Here is a 23550-nt window from a genome sequence, read left to right on the forward strand (position 1 = left end):
CTCTATGATTCTCTTGATAGTTCCGCCTTTGCCTGCCGCGTCACGCCCCTCAAAAACCATAACGACTTTAAGTCCCTGCTCTTTTACATGGTTTTGAAACTTCAGGAGTTCTACTTGTAATTTTTTCAACTCCGCTTCATATAGAAGCGTCTCCTCTTTTACCCAGACTCTTACCTTACCTTCTTGGCTCTGTTTTCTTCTGTCACTCTCTGCTTCTCTCTTCTCTTTCATAACACTCCTTTGAAGACCTCTCTTGCATTGTTTGTGTAAGTATATAAACAATCGACTTGATAAGCACTTACGTCCTCGGTAACCATTTCGTAACCTTTTTGTAATCAATATTACATATTATTCCAAACTTTATTTTTATGGGAGAGTGCTGTTGAGTAATATAATAGATAAAATTTTTGCAAATGCAACAAAGTTTATAGCCATTGGCGTGTTGCTTATCGTTGCTTGGATTTTTACCGTCCTATTTGAACACTCGCTTGAATCTATAGAAGCCTTCGGATTTAGTTTTTTAACCGAGACAAAATGGGCACCGAATTTAGAGAAGTTTGGGGCGCTCCCTGCTATCTACGGCTCCGTTGTTTCAACCTTTTTAGCCATGATTTTGGCTGTTCCTTTAGCTATCGGTGTTGCCATATTTTTAAGCGAAATCGCACATGCAAAGATTAAAACACCCGTAGGCGTCTCCATAGAGCTTTTAGCCGCAATTCCATCCGTTATTTACGGCATGTGGGGACTTTTTTACTTTGTTCCTATTATCCGCGATATATTCGGCGGCATCGGCATCAGCATGTTAACGGCGGGAATTGTTCTCTCCATTATGATACTTCCATTTATGGCAGCAGTTACTCGTGATGCCATGAACACGACGCCCGACATTCTTAAAGAGTCGGCTTACGCACTTGGGGGAACAAAATGGGATGTCGTCAAAGACATTATCATTCCATACGCTAAAGCCGGGATTATCGGCTCGTTTATTTTAGCGCTCGGGCGTGCGATCGGCGAGACGATGGCAGTAACCTTTGTAATGGGTAACGTCCATAAAATCTCAGCAGATCTAACACAGCCCGCAACGTCGATTCCAGTAACATTGGCGAATGAGTTTGCAGAAGCAGACAGCGGACTTTACTACTCATCTCTGTTTGAGTTATCGCTTCTGCTCTTGGTTATAAGTTTTACGATTATCTCGATAGCCAAATTTTACTTTTTGCGCAGAAAAAGGATTGGACAATGACTCACACTCAAAAAAGAATCGTAACAAACAAGATTATAATGGTTCTCTCCACGCTCTCTGCAGTCATCGGGATAGGCTTTTTACTCTGGATTCTCAGCGTATTGGTTATAAACGGTGTTGATGCGCTAAGTGCTACCATTTTTCTCAACGAAGGAGCACCTCCGGGAAATGATAGCGGCGGACTCAAACATGCTCTCATAGGTCAGCTTCTTCTTGTCTCTTACGCATCGCTCTTTGGCGTACCGCTTGGAATATTGGCAGGAACATACCTAAGCGAATATGGGCAAAAATCCAAACTCGCAGAGACCATCCGTGATATCTCAGACATTATGATGTCGGCACCCTCTATTGTCATAGGTGCCTTTGTTTACGCTATCGTTGTTGCTCCGAGTGGACAATTTAGCGGTTGGGCTGGTTCTATAGCGCTTATGATTATAATGCTGCCGATAATTCTAAGAACAACGGATGATATGCTCCAGCTTGTTCCCTCTACTCTAAGAGAGGCTGCTTTTGCACTTGGAGCGCCTAAATATAAAGTAATCATTCAAGTTGTTTACCGCGGCGCAAAAGCGGGTGTTTTAACAGGAGTTTTACTCGGTGTTGCCCGTGTTGCGGGAGAGACTGCTCCTCTGCTCTTTACATCGTTTAACGATAACTTCTTAAACACCGACATGAGCCAGCCGATGGCTTCATTAACGGTTACCATGTATAACTATGCAACAAGTCCGTACGAGGATTGGCAGAAACTTGGGTGGGCGGCTGCTTTTATACTAAGTATGTTTATTTTAACGCTCAACATACTCGGACGACTATTTTTATTGAAAAAAAGGGGTAAATGATGGCGACTATTATCGATATAGCCACAGAGAAGGCGCTTGAAGTTAAAAACTTTGAGTTTACATATGCGGGTGCGCATGAACCAAATATAAAAAAACTAACCATGCCTATTGCAAAACATAGCATAACCGCACTTATAGGACCATCAGGATGCGGTAAAACAACGCTTCTTAGAAGTTTTAACCGTATGCATGACCTCTATCCGGGCAACAAATACGACGGAGAGATTCTCTTTAAAGAGAAAAATATCTTGGGTGCAAAAGAGGATCTTATAAAACTTAGAACCCAAATAGGGATGATTTTTCAAAAGCCAACGGCATTTCCTATGAGCATATTTGACAATGTTGCTTACGGACTTAGGCTTCAGGGGCTAAAAAACAAAACGGAACTTCAAGACAGAGTAGAAAAAGCGCTTAAGGATGCAGCCATTTGGCAAGAAGCAAAAGATAGACTCAAACATGACGCAAACGGACTCTCAGGCGGGCAGCAACAGAGACTCTGCATCGCAAGAGCGATTGCCGTTGAGCCGGAAGTACTTCTTTTTGATGAACCCACATCTGCACTTGATCCAATCTCAACAGCGGGAATTGAGGAGTTGATTGTCGGGCTTAGAGAGAGGGTCTCCATCATTATAGTGACGCACAATATGCAGCAGGCCGCACGTGTAAGTGACTACACAGGGTTTATGTATTTGGGTGAACTTGTGGAGCTAGGTCGTACTGAAGAGATTTTTGTTACACCAAAAGAGAGACTAACTGAAGAGTATATTACCGGAAAATTCGGTTGATAATAAAAGGACAAATATGTTAACAAAATATGATACAAAAATAAATACCATAAGAGAGAAAATATCTCAGCTTTTAGGCGACATAACCTCTGCTGATGAGCTCTCTTTAGAAGCTTTTAAATTATCCGATACCGCTAAATTTAAAGAGGTAGAGAAGAATCTTGGTAAAATCGGCTTAAAGGGCGATGATATCGATAATGAGATTATAAAAACATTCGCACTTTATGGACCAGAAGCAAAAGAGCTTAGATTTTTGGTAGCCTACCTAAAGATGACCAATGAGCTCGTCCGTATTGGCGAAGGCGTGAAAAAATATGCAAAAAGAATGAGCGAACACACAAGCAGCGGCTGCAATATTGAGCCTTTTAAACCGAGCATCTTGCTTCTGCATAAAAGCAGCGTAAATGCCCTAAAATATATACTAGAGTGCTTTAATAAAAAGGAGGAGTGTAATTATGAAGATAACTACAGAAAAGTCCTTGTTGAAGAGAGCATGAACGATGACCTTTTTGCTGTTTTGGAAAAAGAGATACTCAATAAAATCATAGATGAAAAAGAGCTCTCAATCGACTATGTAAATATACTCGGAAGCCTTAGAAAACTTGAGAGATCATGCGACAGAAGTGTAAATATTGCAAATCTTATGATGTATGCGCAACAAGGCGGAGAGATAAAACTTTTTAAGTAACTTTAGAGATAGAAATATCATAATTGCTTAAAATTTAAGCAATTATTCTTTTTTTTAAAAAAATAAATTGGATATACTGTTATTTATAAAATTTAGGAGACAGAAGTAATGGGAAAATTTGTAAACAATATAGAAGAGTTTTTTACTTTTTGCGAAGAAAATGATGTTCAGTTTGTAGACTTAAGATTTACGGACATCAAAGGCACTTGGCACCACGTAAGCTACCGCACGAGTGCAGTCACAAGAGAGATACTAGAAAACGGTTTCCCGTTTGACGGCTCATCTATTGATGCATGGCAGCCGATTAACAGATCCGACATGATTTTAAAAGCAGATGTTCCTACGGCATTTTTGGATCCTTTTACTGCAGATCCTACCATCATAGTTTTTTGTGACGTTTATGACATATATAAAAATCGTATGTATGAGAGATGCCCGCGTTCTATCGCAAAAGCTGCACTAAAACATGCTGAATCTCTAGGTATTGCAGACGCTGCATATTTCGGACCAGAAAATGAGTTCTTTGTTTTTGACAATATCCAATTTGTCGACAACCCTAATGAAGCTGGATACAAGATTGACACTGAAGAGGGTGAGTGGAACTCAAACACAAGCTACTCAGACATGTACAATTCAGGTCACAGACCAGGAAACAAGGGCGGTTACTTTCCTGTAGCTCCTACCGACAGCATGGTTGACTTAAGAGCTGAGATGATGTTGGTTTTAGAGCAAGTCGGCTTAGAAGTAATTCTTGGACATCATGAAGTTGCTCAGGGTCAAGGCGAAATCGGTATCGTATTTTCAGACATGATTACAGCGGCTGATAATGTTCAAAAACTAAAATATGTTATAAAAATGGTAGCACACTTAAACGGTAAAACTGCTACATTTATGCCAAAGCCTATATTTGGCGACAACGGCAACGGTATGCATGTACACCAATCACTCTGGAAAGAGGGCAAAAACCTTTTCTACGAGAAAGGAAACTACGCTAACATAAGCGAAATGGCGCTTCACTACATCGGCGGTATATTCAAACATGCTCGCTCGCTTGCAGCATTTACAAACCCGACGACAAACTCTTACAAGAGACTTATCCCAGGGTTTGAAGCTCCTTCAATTTTGACATACTCTATGCAAAACCGTTCTGCATCTTGCCGTATTCCTTACGGTTCGGGTGAGAAATCAACTCGTGTTGAGATGAGATTTCCAGACTCGACTGCATGTCCATACTTAGCATTCTCAGCTATGATGATGGCTGGACTTGATGGTATAAAAAACAAAGATATCCCAATCGGTCCGATGGATGAGGATTTGTTTGAACTTACTTTGGATGAGATTCGTGAAAAAGGCATACCTCAAATGCCGCACACGCTTCGCGGTTCACTAGAGTCGCTTATCCGTGATAACGATTTCTTAAAACCTGTATTTTCGCAAGAATTTATCAGCGCATACAAAGACTACAGATTTCAAAGAGACGTTTGGCCTGATGAGGGTCGTCCTACTGCTTATGAGTTTAAAACTACATACCAGTGTTAATCGGCTTTTAAACTTTATATCCCGCTTTTTTGCGGGATCACCTCCTCTTTTAAAACAATCAACTAACCAAAATTTGCTATAATTCGCATTACAATAATTGTATATAAGAGTGCATTGTTGAAATTCAAGTTTAAAGGTATATTATGAAAAATATTCCACAGGGAAAATATCGCCCCTATCCAAAGATAGATTTGCCTCAAAGAAAGTGGCCTGACAATACTATAACAGAAGCTCCAAAGTGGTGCAGCGTGGATTTACGCGACGGCAATCAAGCACTTATCAACCCTATGGACATGAACAAAAAACTATCTCTCTTTGCACTCTTACTCAAAATCGGATTTAAGGAGATTGAGGTTGGTTTTCCATCCGCTTCTAAGGTAGAGTTTGATTTTTTGCGCCGCCTTGTAGATGACAATCTTATTCCTGATGATGTAACAATTCAAGTCTTAGTCCAAGCAAGAGAGCATCTTATAGCTAAAACCTTTGAAGCGCTTAAGGGCGTAAAAAAAGCTACAGTGCATCTTTACAACTCGACATCGACCGCCCAAAGAAAGATGGTTTTTCAAAAAACAAAAGAGGAGATTATCGCTCTTGCCCTAGAGGGTGTTGATTTGGTCAAAAAGTATGAGAAAAAACATAACGGAGAGATATTTTTAGAGTATTCGCCAGAGAGTTTTACCGGAACCGAGCTTGAGTTTGCCGCAGAGATATCCAACGCGGTAACGGCAAGATGGGGGATAAGTGATAATAGAAAAGTTATTATCAACCTTCCAGCAACGGTGGAGATGGCAACTCCAAACATATATGCAGACCAGATTGAGTGGATGAGCGAACATCTTCATAACCGCGAAAATGTCATCATCTCAACACATACGCATAATGACCGTGGAACAAGCGTAGCAGCAACCGAGTTGGCACTTCTAGCAGGAGCTGACAGAGTAGAAGGCACGCTTTTGTGTAACGGCGAGAGAACGGGAAATGTGGACATAATTACTCTTGCACTTAACATGACAACGCAGGGAGTAGAGTCAAATCTTGACTTTAGCGATGTGAATGAGGTCTTAGAAATTGTTGAGAGATGTACTGAGATAGAGACGCATGTACGCCACCCTTATATCGGAGAACTTGTCTACACGGCATTTTCAGGCTCACACCAAGATGCCATCAACAAAGGCTTGGCTTACAGAAAAGCTCACAATGAGATCTTTTGGGAAGTTCCTTATCTGCCAATCGATCCTGAGGATGTGGGAAGAAGCTATGAGAGCATTATCCGCATCAATTCGCAATCGGGCAAAGGCGGAGTTGCCTATATACTGGAGAAAAATTTCGGTTATCAGCTTCCAAAAGCGATGCACCCCGAGGTTGGCAAGCTTGTCCAAGATGTAAGCGATAAAAAAGGGCAAGAGCTCACCGCTGAGGAGTTGTTTGAAATCTTTAACGAAAACTACTTTAAAGTAAAAGAACACATCTCACTGGTAGATTTTACGGTCTCTAGCGTAAAGGGCATCTCAAAGTGTACGCTAACATACTTCCATGACGGCATAGAGATTGTAGCGGAGGGAGAAGGCAACGGACCCGTGGATGCGTGCAAAGATGCTCTTATGAAAGAGTATAAAAACGAGTTTAGTATAAACTCATACTATGAGCACTCTCTTGGAAACAAAAGCTCTGCAAAAGCTATCGCTTACATAGAGATAGAAACAGAAGAGACCCTCTCCTGCTTTGGAGTAGGCTCTGACAACGACATTGCTACGGCTTCTGTCAAAGCTCTCTTTTGTGCATTAAACAGAGCTTTTCATTAGATTTTAATGCCAAAGGAATTATTTTCTTTGGCTCTTAAAACGACAAACTCCATTTAAAAAAGTAACTGTTCCCCTGAGCTCCAAATTCACTTTCACTCTCTCCATCAAGTATCTGTGCGCCAAGCATAAAACTGTTGTAATCATTTAGAGTATAGTTCAAGCTAGGCGATATAAAGCGCGAATTTTTATCTGCAAAACTCTCTATATAAAGCAGTGAAGCATCCAAAAATAGGTTGAAACTGTAGGAGATGCTGACTCCGCTGTAAAAGTTTGAATTGAGTAGATTTGATAATATATCCGAATTAAGATTTAAGAGCCTCTCTTCGTAGGTAAAATCTTTTGAACTGTAAAGCGTCTCAAACACCAATGTGATGCCGTTTACAAAACCGTACTCAGCGCCCACAATTCCTTGAAAAAAATCCACCTCATACTCTTGATTGAGAGCATCAAAAAGAGTGCTTTTTATATATCCCGCTTCACTTCTCAACTCCACTCCCGTATCTGCAAGATTTCCCTCTATCTCGTAGGCAAACATCTTTGTTTTATCAGAGTAGACAATGTTCGCTCCGACATCGGCAAAGTCTAAATACCCTTTGTACCCTACCGCATACTTAAACTTTTTTTCTGAGTTTTGGCTTGCTACGAAAGTGACATGTGAAGTATCGCTTAGATATCTGACGTAGGAGAGAGCGCTTACCCCGTAGATCTCATCGGGCTCTATCGCATAGCTGTTTTTTGGGTTAAATATATTTGTAGGCGTCCATATCCGTCCTACTCCCATGGAGATGTTTTGCAAACCTGCCACCGCTCTGTTTTTTGCATCCTCATAACCGACATATGCTCTGTAGAGTTTTGCGTACACCGTTCCATCGCCGTAATCTTTAAAATTTGTCTGTGTACTAAAAGAAGTGTCTGAGCTGGAATTTTTCAAGTACGCGAAACTATTTGAGTCCGTGTAGGCATCTCCAAAATAGTTTACCCCGTCACCGATTACGCTTGTGAAATAGCCCTTATTTGAATAATCCAAATAGAGCCTAAATCTATTGTAATTGTACTCTTGTCGCTTCTCTTGCAAGTCAATGCTTGAGCCTTGAGAAACTGTAATATTCGTATTTGTCACTCTGTAGTTAATATCGCCAAAGAGTGTTCCGACAAAAAAGAGCAGAAGAAAAAGTACTTTTTTACCGTTCATTATCATCCACTATTGCCCCGTCATTTAGCGTAACAATTCTTCTGACACTCTCCATAATAAGCTCATCATGCGAAGCAAAAAGAATACTCACTCCCTCTTTTTCGTTGAGCTCTCTCATCATGTTCATAAGAATTTTGGAGTTGTTGGAGTCAAGATTTGCCGTAGGCTCATCTGCTAAGATGATTTTTGGTTTTGCCGCGACCGCGCGCGCGACTGCGACTCTTTGCTGCTGTCCTCCGCTTAGAGCATTTGGAAGCGATTTGAGCTTATTGTCAATCTCCAGAAGCGTTGCAACTTCCAAAACTCTTTGCTTTATCTCTTTATCGCTAAAGCCGCGGAGTCTCATCACAAAGCCTATATTTTCCTCGACATTTAGAACCGGTATAAGGTTATATGCCTGAAAAACAAATCCCAACTCATTCAGCCTTAGCGTCGTGCGCGACTCCTCATCCAAAGAACCTATCTCTTTGTCTTGAAGATATATCTTGCCGCTATCGCAACTATCAAGCGCACCTATTATATTTAAAAGCGTAGTTTTGCCGCATCCCGAAGGTCCGCCAAAAAGGGTAAACTCTCCCTCTTCTATACTAAGATTTATATCACGAAGCGCATGAACCTCTCTGGGTTCGCCCTTAAAAAAGTACTTGTTTACATTTTGTAACTTAATCATTTCTCAGCCTTGATTACTTCTATGGGATTGAGTCTTTTTATCTTTGCCAGCGGGATAATTACGCTCAACATGGATGCAGCCATAATCGCGCCCAAGGTGGTCGTAAAGTATGAGGCTTTTATGGTGGCGTATATTACCGCCTCATAACCCCACGCCGATAAAGCGTCGGAAAATGCGCTTAAATCTATGCCGTAGTGCTCAAGATAGGTAAGCAAAACGGCTCCTAAAACCGCTCCGCTGAGATATCCTAGAACTCCTATAACTATAGACTCTAAAAATATCTGAATGGTTATATATTTGTAGTGCATCCCCACGCTTATCATGATTCCAAATTCGCGGACTCTGTCCAATATGGAGACATACATGACGCCGAAAATCCCTATGAAAACAACTCCCATAACTATTAGAAATGTTACGGAGTTAAATATAATCATCAAATCCTGCATCTGCTTCATCATAGGCTGCAGCTCTAAAAAACTTTTAACATCGAGCTCTGCAAATGCTATCTTAAGTTTGCCGTAAAGCTCCTCATCTTCGCCTCTGATAGCAATCTGCATAGCATTTTTGGAGTCGGTTCCCAGAAATTTATGCAGCTGATTGATATCTATGAAAATAGCGCTGTTGTCAAGGGAGATATTTGTTGTCTGAACGATGGCTCTAACGTAAAGCGCTATAGAGTTTATCTCTCCCCTAATATCCTGTGTGGAAAAAACAACCTTCGAACCCACCCCAACTTTGAGTGTTTTTGCAAGCTCTAGCCCTACGATAGCACCCTGTTTTTGCAAATCAATCGTGCCCTCTTTCAAAAACTCGCTAAACTTTCCAAAACGCTCCTCCTCTTGCAAATCTATGCCGACAACGGATGCAAACGATGATTTTCTCGCAGTTGAGAGAAGCCCTTCTGCTTTTACTCTTAAAACAACCGCTTGGGCGCCTTTCATACTCTCTATTTCTGCTTTTATCTCATCTGCATTTTTTATCATATATGCTAAATCTTTGTTTATTCTATACTCTTTTGCAAAGATGCTGATATCGCCACTGTCGCTTCTTTTGTTCTTATCCACCATGTTCTCGACCATACCGTCGTAAATACCTTCGATAGCAAGCATCATGCTCATGCTCACAGCAATCATGATGATAACCAGAAGCGTTCTGGATCGTCTTAAAAATGAGTTTTTCCATGCCAGTTTTAGTATAAGTTTATACATGTCTTGTCGCCTCAATCGGTCTAAATGAGTTTATGTACATGTATGGGTACAAAATGCTCAAAAAATTCAGCAGATAGATAACTCCGACATTCCAACCGATAGTAAATAGATTATAATCAAATGGTATCTCATCCGAGACGATTCCGTAATCCTTGTACATGTCGGCAATCCCATCTATAACGATGGGATTTATGTTGTAGTAGTAACAGATATAAGCGGCAATCGGCGTTGCCAAAAGAGTTGCAAAGATAGAGAGCAGAGCAATTTCATAAAAAAGAAGCAGAAAAACATCTCTCTTTGAAAGCCCTATACAACGCAAAACACCAAACTCTTTTATGCGAGAGCTAACATTTACAAAACCGTAAATCATAATCACAAAAAAGATTACAACCATAAACAGAGAGAGGGAGATATACCCAAAAACGGAATCAATTTCCATAATCTCAACCATACTCTTCATAAGCGTCTTCCATGTAAGAGACTCCAGATTTTCATCATCAAGCATTGAGATTATTTGCTCATTTACCCTCTCTGCATCCTCTATATTTTTCAGCTTTAGAGTTATATAAGAGGCTCTGTTTTTTGCACTCATCAACTCGTCAAAATAGCTTCTTGCGACAAACGAGGTGCTTGAATCAAACTCAAACGAGCCTGTTTTAAATACTCCGCATACCCTAAGCATATCAGCCGCAAAAGAGCCATCACTTGCGCTTCCGATAAAAGCAACCTCATCGCCGATACCTAGTTTTAGTTTTTTAAGCAGTTCTGCGCCCATGTAGATACAGTTTGCAGAGCCATGATCCAAAAAAGAGCCCTCTATAAGCGCCGACTCAAGAGAGCTTAAGAGCCTCTCCTTGTTTGGCTCTATCCCCGCTACCATAGAGGCAGCTGAGTACTCCTTGTTTGAGAGCAGACCGTATGTCTCATACCTTGGACTGTACTCCTCAATAGCATCTATTTTTTCAAGTTTATCCGTAATGGCTTTAACGTCTTGTATAAGATACTCGTTGCCGCCGATATCGCGATAATCTTTACGATAAATCTCTATAGCGCCCGTATAGATTTTTAGCGAATTTTCAAGCATGGAGTTATGTGAACCGTCTTGCAGAGATATAAAGAGTATAAAAAGCATCGTCGATACAAAGGTTAAAACAGCCGTAGCAATAGAGCGTCCTTTATAAAAAAGAGTGTTTTTAAGTGCAAGTTTAAACATCTCTGCTCATCCTACTTTGAAAATCTCTTCAAGGCGCTTTTCGTAAAGTACTCCTCTGATATTTTCGTATCATACTCAACCTCTTCTAAAATCATCTCCGTATACCTGCCCTCAGTATCGCTTGATTGTACCCTCCAGTAGGTCGGGATATAGTAATTGCCGACCTTTTTTACATCTTTATAGATAAAATATCTTACCTCTCTACCCTCTTCGTCGTAAAATATATCTTTGTGAGATGTGTAGGTAGTAGTGTCTATATTAAGAGTGATTTTTCCCCAGACCACGGGAGCATTCTCTTTTGGCGTAAGGGAGATTGTTACGACGCTGCCCTCTCTTTTGATGATTTTTGGCTCATAATCCTCAACTATTGAACTCTGTTTTACCATATCGTCGTTTGTTATATCGCTTCCCATCCATTTTTGAAGCATCATGGAGGGCGGTATTTTTATGATTCTCTCTATCTTTGGAACGTACTGCCACATCTCTCTATCGAGGCTCAAAAAGGTGATTCCCTCATCTTTTGGAGGGTAGATGATTTTTACAAAGCTCTTTTTTGTCCCCTGCGAGTAGCTCTGCATCTTCATAACCCGCTCATGTCCCATAGAGACTATCTTCATGTTTATCTTCATATAGATATTTTTGCCTCTGAAGTTTTCATCAAGCTTTTTGATAATCTCATGCGCCTCATCAGCTACTAAATTCAACATAAATATAAAAACTATTAAAATAATCTTGCTCATATTTGATTTTACCCTCAATTTTCTTTGGTGCAAATTATTTTAAACTCTAAGTAACCCATAGCTAACACTTTTATAATATAATTGAGCATGAAAAAAAGAATCCTGCTTTTAGAAGATGACTCCATGCTGGGTCAAACCCTTGTCGAACTGCTAGAGTCTGAGGGCTATGCGGTTACTCTTGCAAGAAGCGGCGATGAAGCGGCAGACGCATCTTATGAGGATGTATTTGATCTCTATATATTTGATATAAACGTTCCCGATATTAACGGACTTGAGCTTCTAAAATCCCTCAGAGAAGCGGATGACAAAACCCCGACCATATTTATAAGCGCCCTTGTTGATTTGGGCTCCATCTCAAAGGCGTTTGCCGTAGGAGCACAAGACTACATCAAAAAACCCTTCTTTCCCGAAGAGCTTCTCATTAGAGTAAATGCCAAATTTGCAGACACAAATGCAACCATCAAGTACAAAGATTTAGAGTTCAATCCCAAAACGAAAACTCTTAAAAAAGATGCAGAGACGATAGCGCTCGGAGAGGTTCAAGAGAAGCTCTTTAGCCTCTTTATAAGAAATATCTCTCAGGTCATCACTCAGGATATGCTGCTGGATTGCTTAGAGAAACCCTCCTTGTCTGCTCTTAGAGTTGCACTAACAAAGCTAAAACAGACGACTGGGCTCAATATTAAAAATCTACGTTCGGTAGGATATATAGTTGAGTAGAGCGGAGATTGAATCATTTTTAAAGAGCTTTTTGCTCTTTTTCGGCTCTCTTGGCATCTTGATAGCAACGCTCTTTTACATAAACTACACAAAAGAGATTCAGACACTAAACGAGCAGCTCTTCTCTGAGATGAGGCTCTGCAGTTTTGACCTAAAATGTGAAAAATTTGAGATAGGGTTTATAGAACCAGAAAACCAAAAGCTCTATACGCTCTACAAAAATGAGGAGGGCTTAAAGAGTTACTACCCTATTCCAAACTCTCAAAAGTACATAATGGAACTTGCTTTTAGCTCACAAAGCTACGACATGGAGCTTCAAAAGCTGCAAGAAAAGGCTTTGTACAGCTTTTTATCAATTCTCGCTGTAGTTTTTGTTCTCTCCATGCTCTTCTCGGTCTATGCTCTCTACCCTCTAAGAAGTGCCCTGCTTCTTACACAGGAGTTTATAAAAGATATACTTCACGACTTTAACACTCCGCTCTCATCCCTTAGGCTAAACAGTGCGATGCTTAAAAAAGAAGTTGGAGATAATGAAAAGATACAGAGAATAGAGAAGAGCGTGGAGAATATCCTTAGCCTGCAGCAGCATCTGCGCGCATATCTGCAGAACCATCTGGAGGAAAAAGAGAAGTTTGAAATTAAAGAGATAGTTGACAAAAACATCTATATGCTTGAGAAAAACTACCCGGGTATTGAGTTTAAAGTAGAGATGACTAAGAGGGAGATATTTACCAACAGAGATGCCTTCTTGCGCATAGTTGAGAATATTTTCTCAAATGCGGCCAAATATAACAGAGCTGATGGCTTCGTCAAAGTAAGCTACAATGATAAAAACGCTACTCTGCATATAACAGACACGGGCAAAGGGATTAAAAATCCAAAACGTATTTTTGAGAGATTTTATAAAGAGCAAGAGAGAGGTCTGGGAATCGGTCTTCATATAGTAAAAAAACTCTCTGAGGAGCTAGACATTAAAATAGAGGTAAAAAGCGAGCTTGGAGTCGGAAGTGACTTCTCCTTAAACCTCTCCAAACTAATAGTTCGCTAATCTCTTGCTTATATAGAACTAACACTTTTATGTGATACTTTTACCATCAAAAACAAAAGGATTGAGAAATGAAAACACTAAAGTTAAGTGTAACTTTAATGCTGCTTGGAAGCTTGAGCTTTCTCTTGGCAGAAGTAGACGTGGATGCCCAAATTGAGGCTTTAAAAACGGCGACACCGCAAGAGAGAGTCAGACTTATGAATGAGTTTAAAACAACTCTGTCCACGCTAAGTCAAGAGGAGAGAGAAGCGGCTATTGAGGAGTTTCGCTCAAGCATGGATGCTGAAGATCAGCAGATACAAGCAAGAGATAGAGTCAGAGAGAGAGTTCGCGTAAATCAGATGGATGAAGTTGGAGAGAGACAAGAGGCTCAAAGAATGAATCAAAATCAAGTCGGCTCTCAGTATATCCAGGAAAATCCAAGCGTTACGCCTGATATAAGCGGTACGCCAAACAAATTTATGAACAAATAGACTACTACAAAATTTACTATAATCAGCGCTGACGAGTGCTGCAAAAGGACAAAAATGTTTAAAAAAACGCTTATTCTCATAATGGCGACTTCGCTTACTCTCTTGGCATACAGCGACTACGACATGGACGGTGTTGAGGACAATGTTGACAAATGCCCAAACACCTCCTTTAACGAGCTAGTGGACATAGAAGGGTGCACTATAAAAGTGCTCGGCAACGAACACCACTTCAGCATTATCTACGGCATTGGTCTCTCCGAGGCAGATTATGCCACGGTTAAAAACTCAGATACACTTACCCAAAGCCTGCAGGTGGACTACTACTACCAAAACTTCTCTCTTCAAGCCAGTACATCATACTACGACTCTGATGAAGAGAGCGGACTAAATGACACATTTATAGGAGCATACTACAAACTCTCTCCATCAAATAAACTGACTCTGAGAATCGGCGGCGGAGTTCTTCTTCCGACCTATGACACCGAACTTGAGAACAACAATATGGATGTAGTGGCGAGTGCGAGTTTTAGTTATATGGTAGAAAAGATAAACCTCTTTGGCGGGTACAGCTACACAATGGTTAACGATGATGATATTTTGGGGATAGTCTCCTACCAAGATACGCACTCCTACAGCGGAGGTGCTGGAGTTCACGCCTCTAGCAACCTATATATAAGCGGCTACTACACAATCAGCGATAGCGTCTACAAAGATGCCGATGAGATAGAAACACTCTCTTTATACGCTTTTTATAGTATAGATGCAAATTGGTTCACAACATTTGGCTATTCGCATGGCTTAAGCGACAGCGCAAGTGAAAACTCACTTACACTTCGTCTGGGATACTACTTTTAAAAAAGCAGCATCTCTTGTGAGTTTACTTCTATTTCACTCTCTATTCTTTAAAAATTTTTAAGGCTAACCCTAAAAACATTATGTTACAATCAATCATAACAAAATAAGGAGTTCTGCTATGTTAAAAAAAACAGTAGTAGGTAGTTTGATAATTCTACTTTTTACCTCACTTAATGCTTACGATCTTAAAACAAACATGTTGCAGCTTGGAGTGGAGCTTGCCGAAGTTCAAAAATCATTTATAGCCAGCGATCAGAAGGGTGTAGAAGATTCAATAAAGCGCTTTTCACAACATGCGCATGATTTATTGGGGAACAAAGAGAACTTCTCTGCTATGCTCCCAGAGAACAAAAAACATAAAGCAAATGAAGCGGTTATGAGTGCGCAAATCATAAGCCATAATGTTCAGATAATTTTAGATGCCATTGAAAACAAGCACAATCAATCAGGTTTAGTTCGTCGCGAAGAGTCTCAAAGAGCTTACACCTACATAGAGCATGCATGCTTTCGTTGTCACAACATAGTGCGAGATAAGTATTAAAAAAGCAGCATCTCTTGGGAATTTACTTCCGCTTCTACTCGAGGCGGTTTTGATATATCGCTGAAAAACTCTGGATTTCCGTTTATATTTACTTCCATTACTCCATCAGGCTTTTCAAATTTTCTTTGAATCTGCGGATAGAGTCCCAGTAGCTCTTCATAAAACATTGCAAAAGCAGGTGCTGCTATTTTTCCGCCCGTCTCTCTTCTATGCATCGGCGTATTATCATCGTTTCCAAACCAGACAACAGTCTCTATGGTAGGAGAGTATCCTGCAAACCATCCATCTATATTGTTATTTGTGGTTCCGGTTTTTCCGGCAAGCTCTATCCCTTTGACATTTGCCCTTCTTCCCGTTCCTTTTTTGATAACGTCTTGAAGGATAGTAGTCATGATGTAAGCCTGCGTCTCTTCTGTGATAAAACGAGTACGTTCAGCTTTTTCGTAAATTGTAGTCGTGCCTTTATCAATATAGCGAATAAGATGCGGCTCAACCTGTATGCCGCCGTTTGCAAAAGATGTATAGTATTTTGCGAGTTCCAGAGGCGAGAGCGTAATACTCCCCAGCGCAATAGAGAGGTCTGGCGGAAGATTTGCTATACCAAACTTCCTAAACTCCTTAAGAAGTGCACTAAGACCTATATCATTTACAAGGTTTATAGTAGCCAGGTTTCTTGAGTGTACAAGAGCCTCTCTAAGCGTCAAAAGTCCTCTGTAGTTCTTCTCATAATTTTTAGGCTGCCACTTTAACTCTTCGCCATTTTTTTCATATGTATATGTTCTAGAAATATCTATTAATTCCGTTGCTCCCGAGTAGCCCAGATCTATGGCTACCTGATATACAAAAGGCTTAAATGCAGAGCCGGGTTGACGGCGTCCTTGTGTCGCTCTGTTATATGAGCTTTTTTGATAATCTACGCTCCCCACAAGTGCTAAAATATCTCCTGTTTTTGAGTCAAGAGAGACAAGGGCGCCGTTTAAAATAGATGTGTTTATATCCAGCTGGACTTCAAGATCAGGGTTTGAGGCAACTCTTCTCTTGTCATTTTCAATATAACTCTCAATTCTCTTAACGGACATATCGTAAGCTTTTTTTAGCGAATCTCTTGCCGCTGCTTGAAGTCTCATATCTATTGTCGTATATATTTCGTATCCGCCGCTTTTTATATCCTCAATCCCGAACTCCGCCGCTCTTCTAAGAACTTCATCGACTATAAACGGTGCGCTGTTTTGCGTCAAAGTATCGTCAAAAACCTGCGGCGATTCAAGCAGTGCATCATTATAAGTATCTTCATCAATCCACCCAAGCGCATACATTCTGGCAATTACACGATTTGCCCTGCCCATAGAGATCTCATAATTTTTTGTCGGAGCGTAAGTGCTTGGTGCTTTTGGCAGACCTACCAAAAGTGCCATCTCTTTTAGGGTCAGATCACCGAGTTTTTTATGAAAATAGCCATCTGCCGCCGTTTTGATTCCGTAGTAGCCGTGCCCGAAGTAGATCTCATTTAGGTATCTCTCTAAAATCTCCTCTTTGGTGAGTGCCATCTCTACTTTTAAAGCGTAGATGAGCTCTTTAATCTTTCTTGATATCTTTTTCTCTCTACTTAAGAGTCTGTTTTTAACAAGCTGCTGCGTAATCGTGCTGGCACCCTCAACCAACCCTCCTGCTTTTATATCTTTGATGATTGCTCTAAAAATCGCATCTACATTTATGCCCGGATGTTCAAAAAATGTCGTATCTTCTATAGCTAAAAGTGCCTCTATAGCTCTTGGAGGAATTTCGTTAAACTCGGCATAATATCTATGTTCGCCCTCAAAAATATTGGCTATTTTTTCGCCGTTTTTATCATAAAAGCGTGTCGTCAAAGAGGGTTTGTACTCTTTTAGCGAAGATATATCATAATCTTCTCCGACCAAAAAGTAGCCCAAAACCAAAAATGGGGTTAAAAACCCCATTAGAAGGAGTGTAAAAAATACATTTTTAAAAATTTTCATACTCTAAAACTCCTGTTTGCAAAATTTGCATCAATTAAAACCTTTGTATATTCGCTCTGCGGATTTTGTAAAACATCTTGCATCTTTGCACTCTCCACAACTTTTCCATTTTTAATCACACAGATATCTTCGCATAAAATTTTAGCAGAATTCATGTCGTGTGTCACAAAAAGTATCTTAAAACCAAACTCTGCCTGCAGAGACTTTAAAAGATCCAAAATCAAAACTCTGCTCTTTGGATCAAGCGCCGTAGTAGGCTCATCAAGCAGAATAAGCTCCGGCTCACTACTAAGCGCCATAGCGATTACAACACGTTGAAGCTGCCCGCCTGAGAGCTCTGGAGGAAACCTCTCAAGCAGCTCCATCTCAAGTCCGACTTGAGCAAAGAGTTTTTTAACTCTTTGCTGCGAAACAAAAAACTGACTCTTTATCTTCGTAAGAGGAGAGAGCGCCGTAAATGGATTTTGAGGCACAAAAGCCAGTGTCTTCCCTGCAATAAGCTCAAAATCACCCTCATGCTCAAGTTCCATCTCCATGCTATTTGGAAGCATGTTTAAAAGAGCTTTAATCGTCAAGCTTTTGCCGCTTCCGCTCTGCCCTACAAGCGCCAAAGAGGATGAGATTTCAAACGAGATATCTACCAACTCTTTTGTGGGAGTTTTTATTCGCAGTTTTGTTATATTCATTATCTTATTTTAGCTAAATTAATACACAACTCTCTTAACAAATCGCAACTCTCGCCAAGCCTTGCTATCAATCGTACGATGGCGCTCTCAACTGTCGGTTGTCTGATTGCTCCGATGGCAAATCCTCTCTCTTTAAGACTCTCTTTAATCTCAATAACCCTCTTGTTGTCGTTTATTGGGATTGGGACAATAAGCCCCTCTACTCTGATGCCCAGCTCCTCATAGACGATATTTTGGCGCTTTTGTATCTCGCCCTTTAGAGACTCTCTGTTTTGCAAAATATACCTAAGCGCGTTATGTGCCAAAAGCGTATCGTACAGAGAGAGCGAAGTAGCGTATATAATAGGCTTTGCACGATTTATAAGATACTCGACTATATGTGAAGAGGCAAGTATGAAAGCGCCGAAACTCCCGTAAGCTTTTCCGAGCGTGCCCATCTTGATGTAGTTTGGTTTTATCTTGATCTTATAGTAATCAAAAACTCCCATAAGATTATCTCCTATCACGCCGCTGCTGTGTGCTTCATCCACTATCAAGATAGCATTATATCTATCGCAAATCTCAAAGACTGCTCTATCAACCAGATCGCCATCCATTGAGTAGATTCCCTCAACTGCTACTATCTTACGCTTTGCACCCGATGATTTTAAGAGATTTTCAAGCTCTTGCATGTTGTTGTGAGAAAAAAACTTTACATTTACACTCTTTATGTTTGATGCCAGCACCCCCGAAGCATGGTACTTCTCATCCATAAAAAGCGTATCTCCTCGCCTCACAAGAGACTCTATAAGAGCAATATTTGCATTAAATCCGCTCCCTAAAATCACTCCATCTTCAAAGCCGTTTGCCTCGCATAAAGCTGCCTCAAAATCTTTGTGTATCTGATGATAACCGTTTACCAAGAGTGAGGCTTTTGAGCTGTGAAGAGACATTTTTGAGAGCGTTTTACAGGTGCCCTCATGAAGCTCCCTGTTATGCGCAAGACCGAGATAGTCGTTTGAAGCAAAATCCAAAAGAGAGCTATCGTAAACTTCTCTTTCTCTATATCTTTGAGATTTTTTTAGTGCGCGCAACTCACTCTCATAGTACATTATCTGACCACAACCTTGTTTCTACCTGCATTTTTCGCCTCATAAAGTGCCTTATCTGCTCTTTTAAACGTTACTTCCAAATCCTCACCTTTTATATACTCTGTTACTCCAAAGCTCATAGTAACGGCAAAAATCTTCTTATGCGCTTCTACTTTGGCTCTAACTTTATCGGCTATTCTGTAGGCATCTGACTTACTCACATAGGGAAGAATAAAAGCAAACTCCTCTCCTCCGATTCTACAAAATATATCGCCGTCTCTTAAGTGCGAAGATATAAGTTTTGTATACTCTATTAAAACAGCGTCACCAATATCATGCCCACAGCTATCGTTTATCTTTTTAAAATGGTCAATGTCAAAGATAACAAGCGAGAGCGGGTAGAAGTAGCGGTTTGCATTAGAGCTCTCTTTTTTAATCTGCACATTGTAGTAGTACCTGTTTTTTATCTTTGTAAGAGGGTCCGTTATATTTGTATGTTCAAGCTCCTGTTGATAAAGCTTCTCTTTTGTTATATCTGAAAATATAGCGCTATAGTGTCTATCTTCTTTAGATATAAAAGAAACGCCTACTGTAAAGTAGTACTCCTTTGCGTCATAAATAATCTTGACTTGATTGTTTTTTGGATTTTCAATAACAGCCTCAAGCCAATTTTTCCCCTCAGTCTCTCTTTGTACATACCCCTCCTCCTCTACAAAAAAATCAGATATTGAACTATTCTCTTTTTTAAACTCTTCAAGCGTTTTATATTTATCAAAATATTTAAAAAATATCTTGTTTACATCTAGTATGGAGTTTTTATCTACTACTAAAACCATATTGGATGAAGAGTCTATAATATTTTTATAGTAACTCTTCTGCTTTTTGTTTTTATTATATACATAATTACCGATTATTATTGCTAGTGCAAGCACCACAAAAGCAGATATTATAAACCACTTTAACATAAAAAAATCAAGATTTTTATCCGAAATTTTATCTATATTTTTGAACATTATATAATGCCCTATGACTCTATCTTCAATGTCTTTTATCTCGTATGAAACAATCAAATGTCCATCTTGAACCATGTGGGATGAATTAAAATAGTTTTCTATACCCTCTTTATGCAAAAATTCCATAAATTGCGACGGAGCATTAAAGTTTGCAATATAATAGTTATCTATGAATATCTTTGTAAAAGGTTTTTTAAGATATCCGTTTCTCTCTTTTGCCAAAACTACAACAGAATCCACTTCAAACTCTTCCAACTCTTTTGCTATAGAGTTAAAGTGTGATATTACTTCCAAAGCCCCGATAACTCTGCCCTCTTCTATTAGCGGCACAATAGATCTCAAAGAGAGGCTATGAACACCCGAATTTATGCTAATTACAGGACTCTTCTCTTTTATAGCCTTTCTTATGTCGTTCCTAAAAGATATTTTATTGTTATACGCACTCTCACTCCAGCTTTTATAAATAGAGTTTAGGTCACTGTCTACTATTTGTATCCATATATTTTTATAAAGTGTATGCTCTTTAAACTTTGCAATAAGTTCTTTATAGAAATTTTTTGGAATGCTTTTGTGCTTTATCTGCTCTTTAAGGTCATTATTATTTACAACACTTAATGCTATGGCAAGCGTCGCCTTTTGCTTTGCAACAATAAGAGCATTGAGCTTTTTTTGCATCTGCAAAGCTTCTTGCGTATAATTTTGACTCTGAAGACTATCCCTTTCTTGGAGCACCGTATAAATAAAAGTCCAAGCTGATACAAAAAGAATGAGTGTGATACCGATGAATAGAGACTTATTGATTTTAAAAATAAAAGATCCTCAGATTTATTTGAACAGATTATACCATTTTTTACCGTTTAGAGTGCAAATCTCTTAAGCACTTCAACACTAAGCCCCATAGCTGTGCTCTCATATCCCTTAACACTTTTTATATAGTGCTTGCAAAATCCCTCAACCATACAGGCTCCGGCTTTGCCGCGCCACTCCCCGCTTTGCAGATATCTCTCGACATCATCCAAATCAAAATCATCAAAAAGATACTCCGTTGTGGAGATATCAATAATCTTCATCTTGCGCGATTGATATATCATGCATGTAATGATGCTTGTAACGCTCCCACTTTGCGTAAGGAGTATATTTCGCGCATCATCAACACATTTTGCTTTTCTGAGTATCTGTCCGCAAGAAGCAACCACGGTATCGGCAACTAAAAGTGGGTACTCATCATACCCAAAAGCTCTTACATTTGCTTCAAATTTTCCTAGTGTCGCCTGATATACAAAGTTTTTTGGCGAGCTTGCCACTATATTCTCTTCATCAAAATCCACACTCTCTTGAATGAAACCGATACCCGCATCTCTGAGAAGTTGTGCACGGGTTTGTGACGTAGAGGCAAGTCTTAGCATTAGATGCTGCTTGAGAGATATGTCCCTAAAAATATAGCACTAACACCAAGAGCAATATTGAGAGGAACCATAAATTTTCCGATAAATTCTATCTGATTTTTTGCGCCGACCATGTTGCCCTCATTCAACATTCTCTCGCCTCTGTTTCTTCTTAAAATCATCACAATTAGATTGATAAACATAACACTCCAGATACCCTCTTTGGCATGTGAGAGAGCAGAAAAATCACTCTGGTTCAGACCGTAGCCCTTTATCATAAAAACTGCCGTTACCATAAGAGTTACGACAAAAGGAAGGACTAGATAGAAGAGTCTCTTTAGTGCATGAGCGATTCTCTCCAACCTCTTTTGCGGAGACTCTATCTCTAAAAAGGAGTGGTGTGCCGCGTAACGCATAGCAATCATGCCGCCGACCCAAACAACCGCACTTATCACATGTAAAAAGACAATAATCGTTTTATACTCTAAAAAGATATCTTGCATTATCCTAAAACCTCAGTTATATAAGCTTTTGCCTTCTCTTTAGCCTCAGCAATTTTAGAGATATCTTTTCCGCCCGCCTGTGCGAAATCGGGACGACCGCCTCCGCCTCCGCCAAGAATAGGAGCTATGTTTTTAATCCACTCGCCCGCTTTTGCATCCGCACCCTTAACACCTGCAGCTATCAAGACTTTGTCGCCCTTTACCTGAAAGAGCATTGCGCATAGTTTTTCGTTTTGATTTTTAAGTTCGTCTATCTTCTCTTTGATATCGCCGCTTAAAAGTTCATCAACCACAACCGCTACGCCGTTTATCTCATCGGTTTTTATCTCTACATGTATGCTGTTTTGCGCCTCATGAAGTTCTGTTTTTAGCTCAGATATAGTTGTTTTTAGTCTTGAGATTCCCGCCATTACGTCAAGATTTTTAACCTCGGCTTGCATCTCTTTGATAAGCACTCTCTGCTCTGTAAAGTGGCTATACGCAGCATGTCCGCAGACCGCCTCAATACGTCTGACTCCGGCACTTACGCCGCTCTCTTTTGTGATGATAAACGAGCCGATAACCGCAGTGTTGTCAACGTGAACACCGCCGCAGAACTCAACGCTTGCAGTGCCAAAACTTACAACCCTTACCTCATCGCCGTACTTCTCGCCAAACTGCGCTTTCGCACCCGACTTTTTGGCATCTTCAATACTCATAACCTCGGTTTTACCGCCGATGCCGCGCATAATCTGCTCATTTACTCTTGTCTCAATCTCAACAAGCTCTGCATGGCTAAGCGCTTTTGGATGAGAGAAGTCAAATCGAAGCCTGTCAGCCTCAACAAGCGAGCCTGCTTGAGAGATATGCTCTCCCAAAACATCAAAAAGTACCGCATGCAAAAGGTGCGTTGCAGAGTGGTGCTTTGTTATTTCGCCTCTTGAGATATCCACAACCGCTTCAACCTCATCGCCGACTTTCATTTCTTTTTCTACAGATATCTGGGAAAGATTAAGACCGAAAAATTTCTTTGTATCTTCTACTTTTGCATAGTCCTCAAGCTCGCCCATGTCTCCGCACTGTCCGCCTGATTCTGCATAAAACGGAGTACTCTCTAAAAGTACCCAACCCTTTGAGCCTGCCAAAAGACTGTCTGCGTGATGATACTTATCATCCAAAAGTGCTAAAACTCTGCTTCTGTTTTTTGTACTCTCATAACCCACAAAATTGTTCTCGCCGAACTTCTCTAAAAGCTCTTTAAAATCTCCGTGAACCGCTTCGTCTCCGCTCCCTTTCCAAGCAGCTTTTGCGCGTGTGCGCTGCTGACTCATCAGCTCCTCAAATGTTGCCGTGTCAAGTTT

At 40.2% G+C, this 23550-nt stretch carries 23 protein-coding genes and 1 pseudogene; 11 read left to right on the forward strand and 13 right to left on the reverse strand.

Features of this window, described 5'->3' with window-relative positions:
• Positions 1-231 (reverse strand): annotated as a pseudogene (locus RQ763_RS00925) (polyphosphate kinase 2); the annotation flags it as partial.
• Positions 232-382: 151 nt separating this feature from the next.
• Between RQ763_RS00925 and pstC the strand changes: the two are divergent.
• From pstC to leuA, 6 genes are all read left to right on the forward strand, one after another.
• A complete protein-coding gene (gene pstC, locus RQ763_RS00930; RefSeq protein WP_314150560.1) occupies positions 383-1243 on the forward strand; it encodes a phosphate ABC transporter permease subunit PstC in 861 nt (286 codons plus the stop codon).
• A complete protein-coding gene (gene pstA, locus RQ763_RS00935) occupies positions 1240-2082 on the forward strand; it encodes a phosphate ABC transporter permease PstA (RefSeq protein WP_314150561.1) in 843 nt (280 codons plus the stop codon). The genes pstC and pstA overlap by 4 nt, the downstream gene beginning before the upstream one ends.
• On the forward strand, positions 2082-2867 hold the full coding sequence (pstB, locus tag RQ763_RS00940) for a phosphate ABC transporter ATP-binding protein PstB (protein WP_314150562.1): 786 nt from the start codon (positions 2082-2084) through the stop codon (positions 2865-2867). Before pstA ends, pstB begins: the two co-directional genes overlap by 1 nt.
• A gap of 16 nt (positions 2868-2883) precedes the next feature.
• On the forward strand, positions 2884-3555 hold the full coding sequence (locus RQ763_RS00945; protein WP_314150564.1) for a phosphate signaling complex PhoU family protein: 672 nt from the start codon (positions 2884-2886) through the stop codon (positions 3553-3555).
• 108 nt (positions 3556-3663) lie between these two features.
• Positions 3664-5094, forward strand: a complete 1431-nt coding sequence (gene glnA, locus RQ763_RS00950; RefSeq protein ID WP_314150565.1) for a type I glutamate--ammonia ligase — start codon at positions 3664-3666, stop codon at positions 5092-5094.
• 143 nt (positions 5095-5237) lie between these two features.
• Positions 5238-6896 (forward strand): 2-isopropylmalate synthase, encoded by a 1659-nt coding sequence (leuA, locus tag RQ763_RS00955; protein ID WP_314150566.1) that lies wholly within the window; start codon positions 5238-5240, stop codon positions 6894-6896.
• A 34-nt stretch (positions 6897-6930) separates the two neighbouring features.
• Here leuA and RQ763_RS00960 read toward each other — a convergent pair whose 3' ends face one another.
• Genes RQ763_RS00960 through RQ763_RS00980 form a run of 5 tightly spaced genes read right to left on the reverse strand, consistent with a single transcriptional unit; the run spans position 6931 to position 11919 of the window.
• The gene (locus tag RQ763_RS00960; RefSeq protein ID WP_314150568.1) at positions 6931-8088 is read right to left on the reverse strand and encodes a hypothetical protein; all 1158 of its coding nucleotides are present in this window, start codon (positions 8086-8088) and stop codon (positions 6931-6933) included.
• Complete coding sequence (locus RQ763_RS00965; protein ID WP_314150569.1) at positions 8078-8758, reverse strand: ABC transporter ATP-binding protein; 681 nt, start codon at positions 8756-8758, stop codon at positions 8078-8080. Before RQ763_RS00965 ends, RQ763_RS00960 begins: the two co-directional genes overlap by 11 nt.
• On the reverse strand, positions 8755-9966 hold the full coding sequence (locus tag RQ763_RS00970; RefSeq protein WP_314150570.1) for an ABC transporter permease: 1212 nt from the start codon (positions 9964-9966) through the stop codon (positions 8755-8757). Before RQ763_RS00970 ends, RQ763_RS00965 begins: the two co-directional genes overlap by 4 nt.
• Positions 9959-11179, reverse strand: coding sequence for an ABC transporter permease (locus RQ763_RS00975; RefSeq protein ID WP_314150571.1), 1221 nt, complete (start codon positions 11177-11179; stop codon positions 9959-9961). The genes RQ763_RS00970 and RQ763_RS00975 overlap by 8 nt, the downstream gene beginning before the upstream one ends.
• Positions 11180-11190: 11 nt before the next feature.
• On the reverse strand, positions 11191-11919 hold the full coding sequence (locus tag RQ763_RS00980) for an outer membrane lipoprotein-sorting protein (RefSeq protein ID WP_314150572.1): 729 nt from the start codon (positions 11917-11919) through the stop codon (positions 11191-11193).
• An 87-nt stretch (positions 11920-12006) separates the two neighbouring features.
• On the opposite strand from RQ763_RS00980, the gene RQ763_RS00985 reads away from it, so the two are divergent.
• The 5 genes from RQ763_RS00985 to RQ763_RS01005 all read left to right on the forward strand — a co-directional run bounded on the left by RQ763_RS00985 (position 12007) and on the right by RQ763_RS01005 (position 15556).
• Positions 12007-12639: a response regulator transcription factor gene (locus RQ763_RS00985; RefSeq protein ID WP_314150573.1), complete on the forward strand. Its 633-nt coding sequence runs from the start codon at positions 12007-12009 to the stop codon at positions 12637-12639.
• Positions 12632-13687 carry a HAMP domain-containing sensor histidine kinase gene (locus RQ763_RS00990; protein WP_314150575.1) on the forward strand — a complete coding sequence of 352 codons (1056 nt, stop codon included), beginning with the start codon at positions 12632-12634 and terminating at the stop codon, positions 13685-13687. The genes RQ763_RS00985 and RQ763_RS00990 overlap by 8 nt, the downstream gene beginning before the upstream one ends.
• 68 nt (positions 13688-13755) lie before the next feature.
• Positions 13756-14160: a hypothetical protein gene (locus tag RQ763_RS00995; protein WP_314150576.1), complete on the forward strand. Its 405-nt coding sequence runs from the start codon at positions 13756-13758 to the stop codon at positions 14158-14160.
• Between the two features lie 54 nt (positions 14161-14214).
• Positions 14215-15015 carry a thrombospondin type 3 repeat-containing protein gene (locus RQ763_RS01000; RefSeq protein WP_314150577.1) on the forward strand — a complete coding sequence of 267 codons (801 nt, stop codon included), beginning with the start codon at positions 14215-14217 and terminating at the stop codon, positions 15013-15015.
• Positions 15016-15133: 118 nt separating this feature from the next.
• A complete protein-coding gene (locus RQ763_RS01005; RefSeq protein ID WP_314150579.1) occupies positions 15134-15556 on the forward strand; it encodes a hypothetical protein in 423 nt (140 codons plus the stop codon).
• Here RQ763_RS01005 and RQ763_RS01010 read toward each other — a convergent pair.
• The 7 genes from RQ763_RS01010 to RQ763_RS01040 form a co-directional block, all read right to left on the reverse strand.
• The gene (locus tag RQ763_RS01010; RefSeq protein WP_314150580.1) at positions 15553-17553 is read right to left on the reverse strand and encodes a PBP1A family penicillin-binding protein; all 2001 of its coding nucleotides are present in this window, start codon (positions 17551-17553) and stop codon (positions 15553-15555) included. The two genes, RQ763_RS01005 and RQ763_RS01010, sit on opposite strands and share 4 nt — an antisense overlap.
• Positions 17550-18239: an ATP-binding cassette domain-containing protein gene (locus RQ763_RS01015; protein WP_314150581.1), complete on the reverse strand. Its 690-nt coding sequence runs from the start codon at positions 18237-18239 to the stop codon at positions 17550-17552. Before RQ763_RS01015 ends, RQ763_RS01010 begins: the two co-directional genes overlap by 4 nt.
• Positions 18239-19330 carry an aminotransferase class I/II-fold pyridoxal phosphate-dependent enzyme gene (locus tag RQ763_RS01020; RefSeq protein WP_314150582.1) on the reverse strand — a complete coding sequence of 364 codons (1092 nt, stop codon included), beginning with the start codon at positions 19328-19330 and terminating at the stop codon, positions 18239-18241. The genes RQ763_RS01015 and RQ763_RS01020 overlap by 1 nt, the downstream gene beginning before the upstream one ends.
• A complete protein-coding gene (locus RQ763_RS01025; RefSeq protein ID WP_314150584.1) occupies positions 19330-20997 on the reverse strand; it encodes a diguanylate cyclase in 1668 nt (555 codons plus the stop codon). The genes RQ763_RS01020 and RQ763_RS01025 overlap by 1 nt, the downstream gene beginning before the upstream one ends.
• 182 nt (positions 20998-21179) lie before the next feature.
• On the reverse strand, positions 21180-21728 hold the full coding sequence (gene maf, locus RQ763_RS01030) for a septum formation inhibitor Maf (RefSeq protein ID WP_314150585.1): 549 nt from the start codon (positions 21726-21728) through the stop codon (positions 21180-21182).
• On the reverse strand, positions 21728-22210 hold the full coding sequence (locus tag RQ763_RS01035; protein WP_314150586.1) for a hypothetical protein: 483 nt from the start codon (positions 22208-22210) through the stop codon (positions 21728-21730). The genes maf and RQ763_RS01035 overlap by 1 nt, the downstream gene beginning before the upstream one ends.
• Positions 22210-23550, reverse strand: a 1341-nt coding sequence (locus RQ763_RS01040) for an alanine--tRNA ligase-related protein (protein WP_314150587.1), incomplete at its 5' end; no start/stop codon positions are given. The genes RQ763_RS01035 and RQ763_RS01040, both read right to left, overlap by 1 nt.

The organism is Sulfurimonas sp. (genome assembly GCF_032250635.1).
Lineage (GTDB): Bacteria > Campylobacterota > Campylobacteria > Campylobacterales > Sulfurimonadaceae > Sulfurimonas.

What these genes read in the sequence shown, in the direction of transcription:
- RQ763_RS01035 (WP_314150586.1), bottom strand. Translation starts at nt 22,210, where the DNA reads ATGCAAGATATCTTTTTAGAGTATAAAACGATTATTGTCTTTTTACAT.
- leuA (WP_314150566.1), top strand. Translation starts at nt 5,238, where the DNA reads ATGAAAAATATTCCACAGGGAAAATATCGCCCCTATCCAAAGATAGAT.
- pstB (WP_314150562.1), top strand. Translation starts at nt 2,082, where the DNA reads ATGGCGACTATTATCGATATAGCCACAGAGAAGGCGCTTGAAGTTAAA.
- RQ763_RS01020 (WP_314150582.1), bottom strand. Translation starts at nt 19,330, where the DNA reads ATGTACTATGAGAGTGAGTTGCGCGCACTAAAAAAATCTCAAAGATAT.
- RQ763_RS00985 (WP_314150573.1), top strand. Translation starts at nt 12,007, where the DNA reads ATGAAAAAAAGAATCCTGCTTTTAGAAGATGACTCCATGCTGGGTCAA.
- RQ763_RS00975 (WP_314150571.1), bottom strand. Translation starts at nt 11,179, where the DNA reads ATGTTTAAACTTGCACTTAAAAACACTCTTTTTTATAAAGGACGCTCT.
- RQ763_RS00945 (WP_314150564.1), top strand. Translation starts at nt 2,884, where the DNA reads ATGTTAACAAAATATGATACAAAAATAAATACCATAAGAGAGAAAATA.
- pstA (WP_314150561.1), top strand. Translation starts at nt 1,240, where the DNA reads ATGACTCACACTCAAAAAAGAATCGTAACAAACAAGATTATAATGGTT.
- RQ763_RS00965 (WP_314150569.1), bottom strand. Translation starts at nt 8,758, where the DNA reads ATGATTAAGTTACAAAATGTAAACAAGTACTTTTTTAAGGGCGAACCC.
- glnA (WP_314150565.1), top strand. Translation starts at nt 3,664, where the DNA reads ATGGGAAAATTTGTAAACAATATAGAAGAGTTTTTTACTTTTTGCGAA.
- RQ763_RS00980 (WP_314150572.1), bottom strand. Translation starts at nt 11,919, where the DNA reads ATGAGCAAGATTATTTTAATAGTTTTTATATTTATGTTGAATTTAGTA.
- RQ763_RS01010 (WP_314150580.1), bottom strand. Translation starts at nt 17,553, where the DNA reads ATGAAAATTTTTAAAAATGTATTTTTTACACTCCTTCTAATGGGGTTT.
- RQ763_RS01005 (WP_314150579.1), top strand. Translation starts at nt 15,134, where the DNA reads ATGTTAAAAAAAACAGTAGTAGGTAGTTTGATAATTCTACTTTTTACC.
- maf (WP_314150585.1), bottom strand. Translation starts at nt 21,728, where the DNA reads ATGCTAAGACTTGCCTCTACGTCACAAACCCGTGCACAACTTCTCAGA.
- RQ763_RS01025 (WP_314150584.1), bottom strand. Translation starts at nt 20,997, where the DNA reads ATGCAAAAAAAGCTCAATGCTCTTATTGTTGCAAAGCAAAAGGCGACG.
- RQ763_RS00960 (WP_314150568.1), bottom strand. Translation starts at nt 8,088, where the DNA reads ATGAACGGTAAAAAAGTACTTTTTCTTCTGCTCTTTTTTGTCGGAACA.
- RQ763_RS00995 (WP_314150576.1), top strand. Translation starts at nt 13,756, where the DNA reads ATGAAAACACTAAAGTTAAGTGTAACTTTAATGCTGCTTGGAAGCTTG.
- RQ763_RS01000 (WP_314150577.1), top strand. Translation starts at nt 14,215, where the DNA reads ATGTTTAAAAAAACGCTTATTCTCATAATGGCGACTTCGCTTACTCTC.
- RQ763_RS01015 (WP_314150581.1), bottom strand. Translation starts at nt 18,239, where the DNA reads ATGAATATAACAAAACTGCGAATAAAAACTCCCACAAAAGAGTTGGTA.
- RQ763_RS00970 (WP_314150570.1), bottom strand. Translation starts at nt 9,966, where the DNA reads ATGTATAAACTTATACTAAAACTGGCATGGAAAAACTCATTTTTAAGA.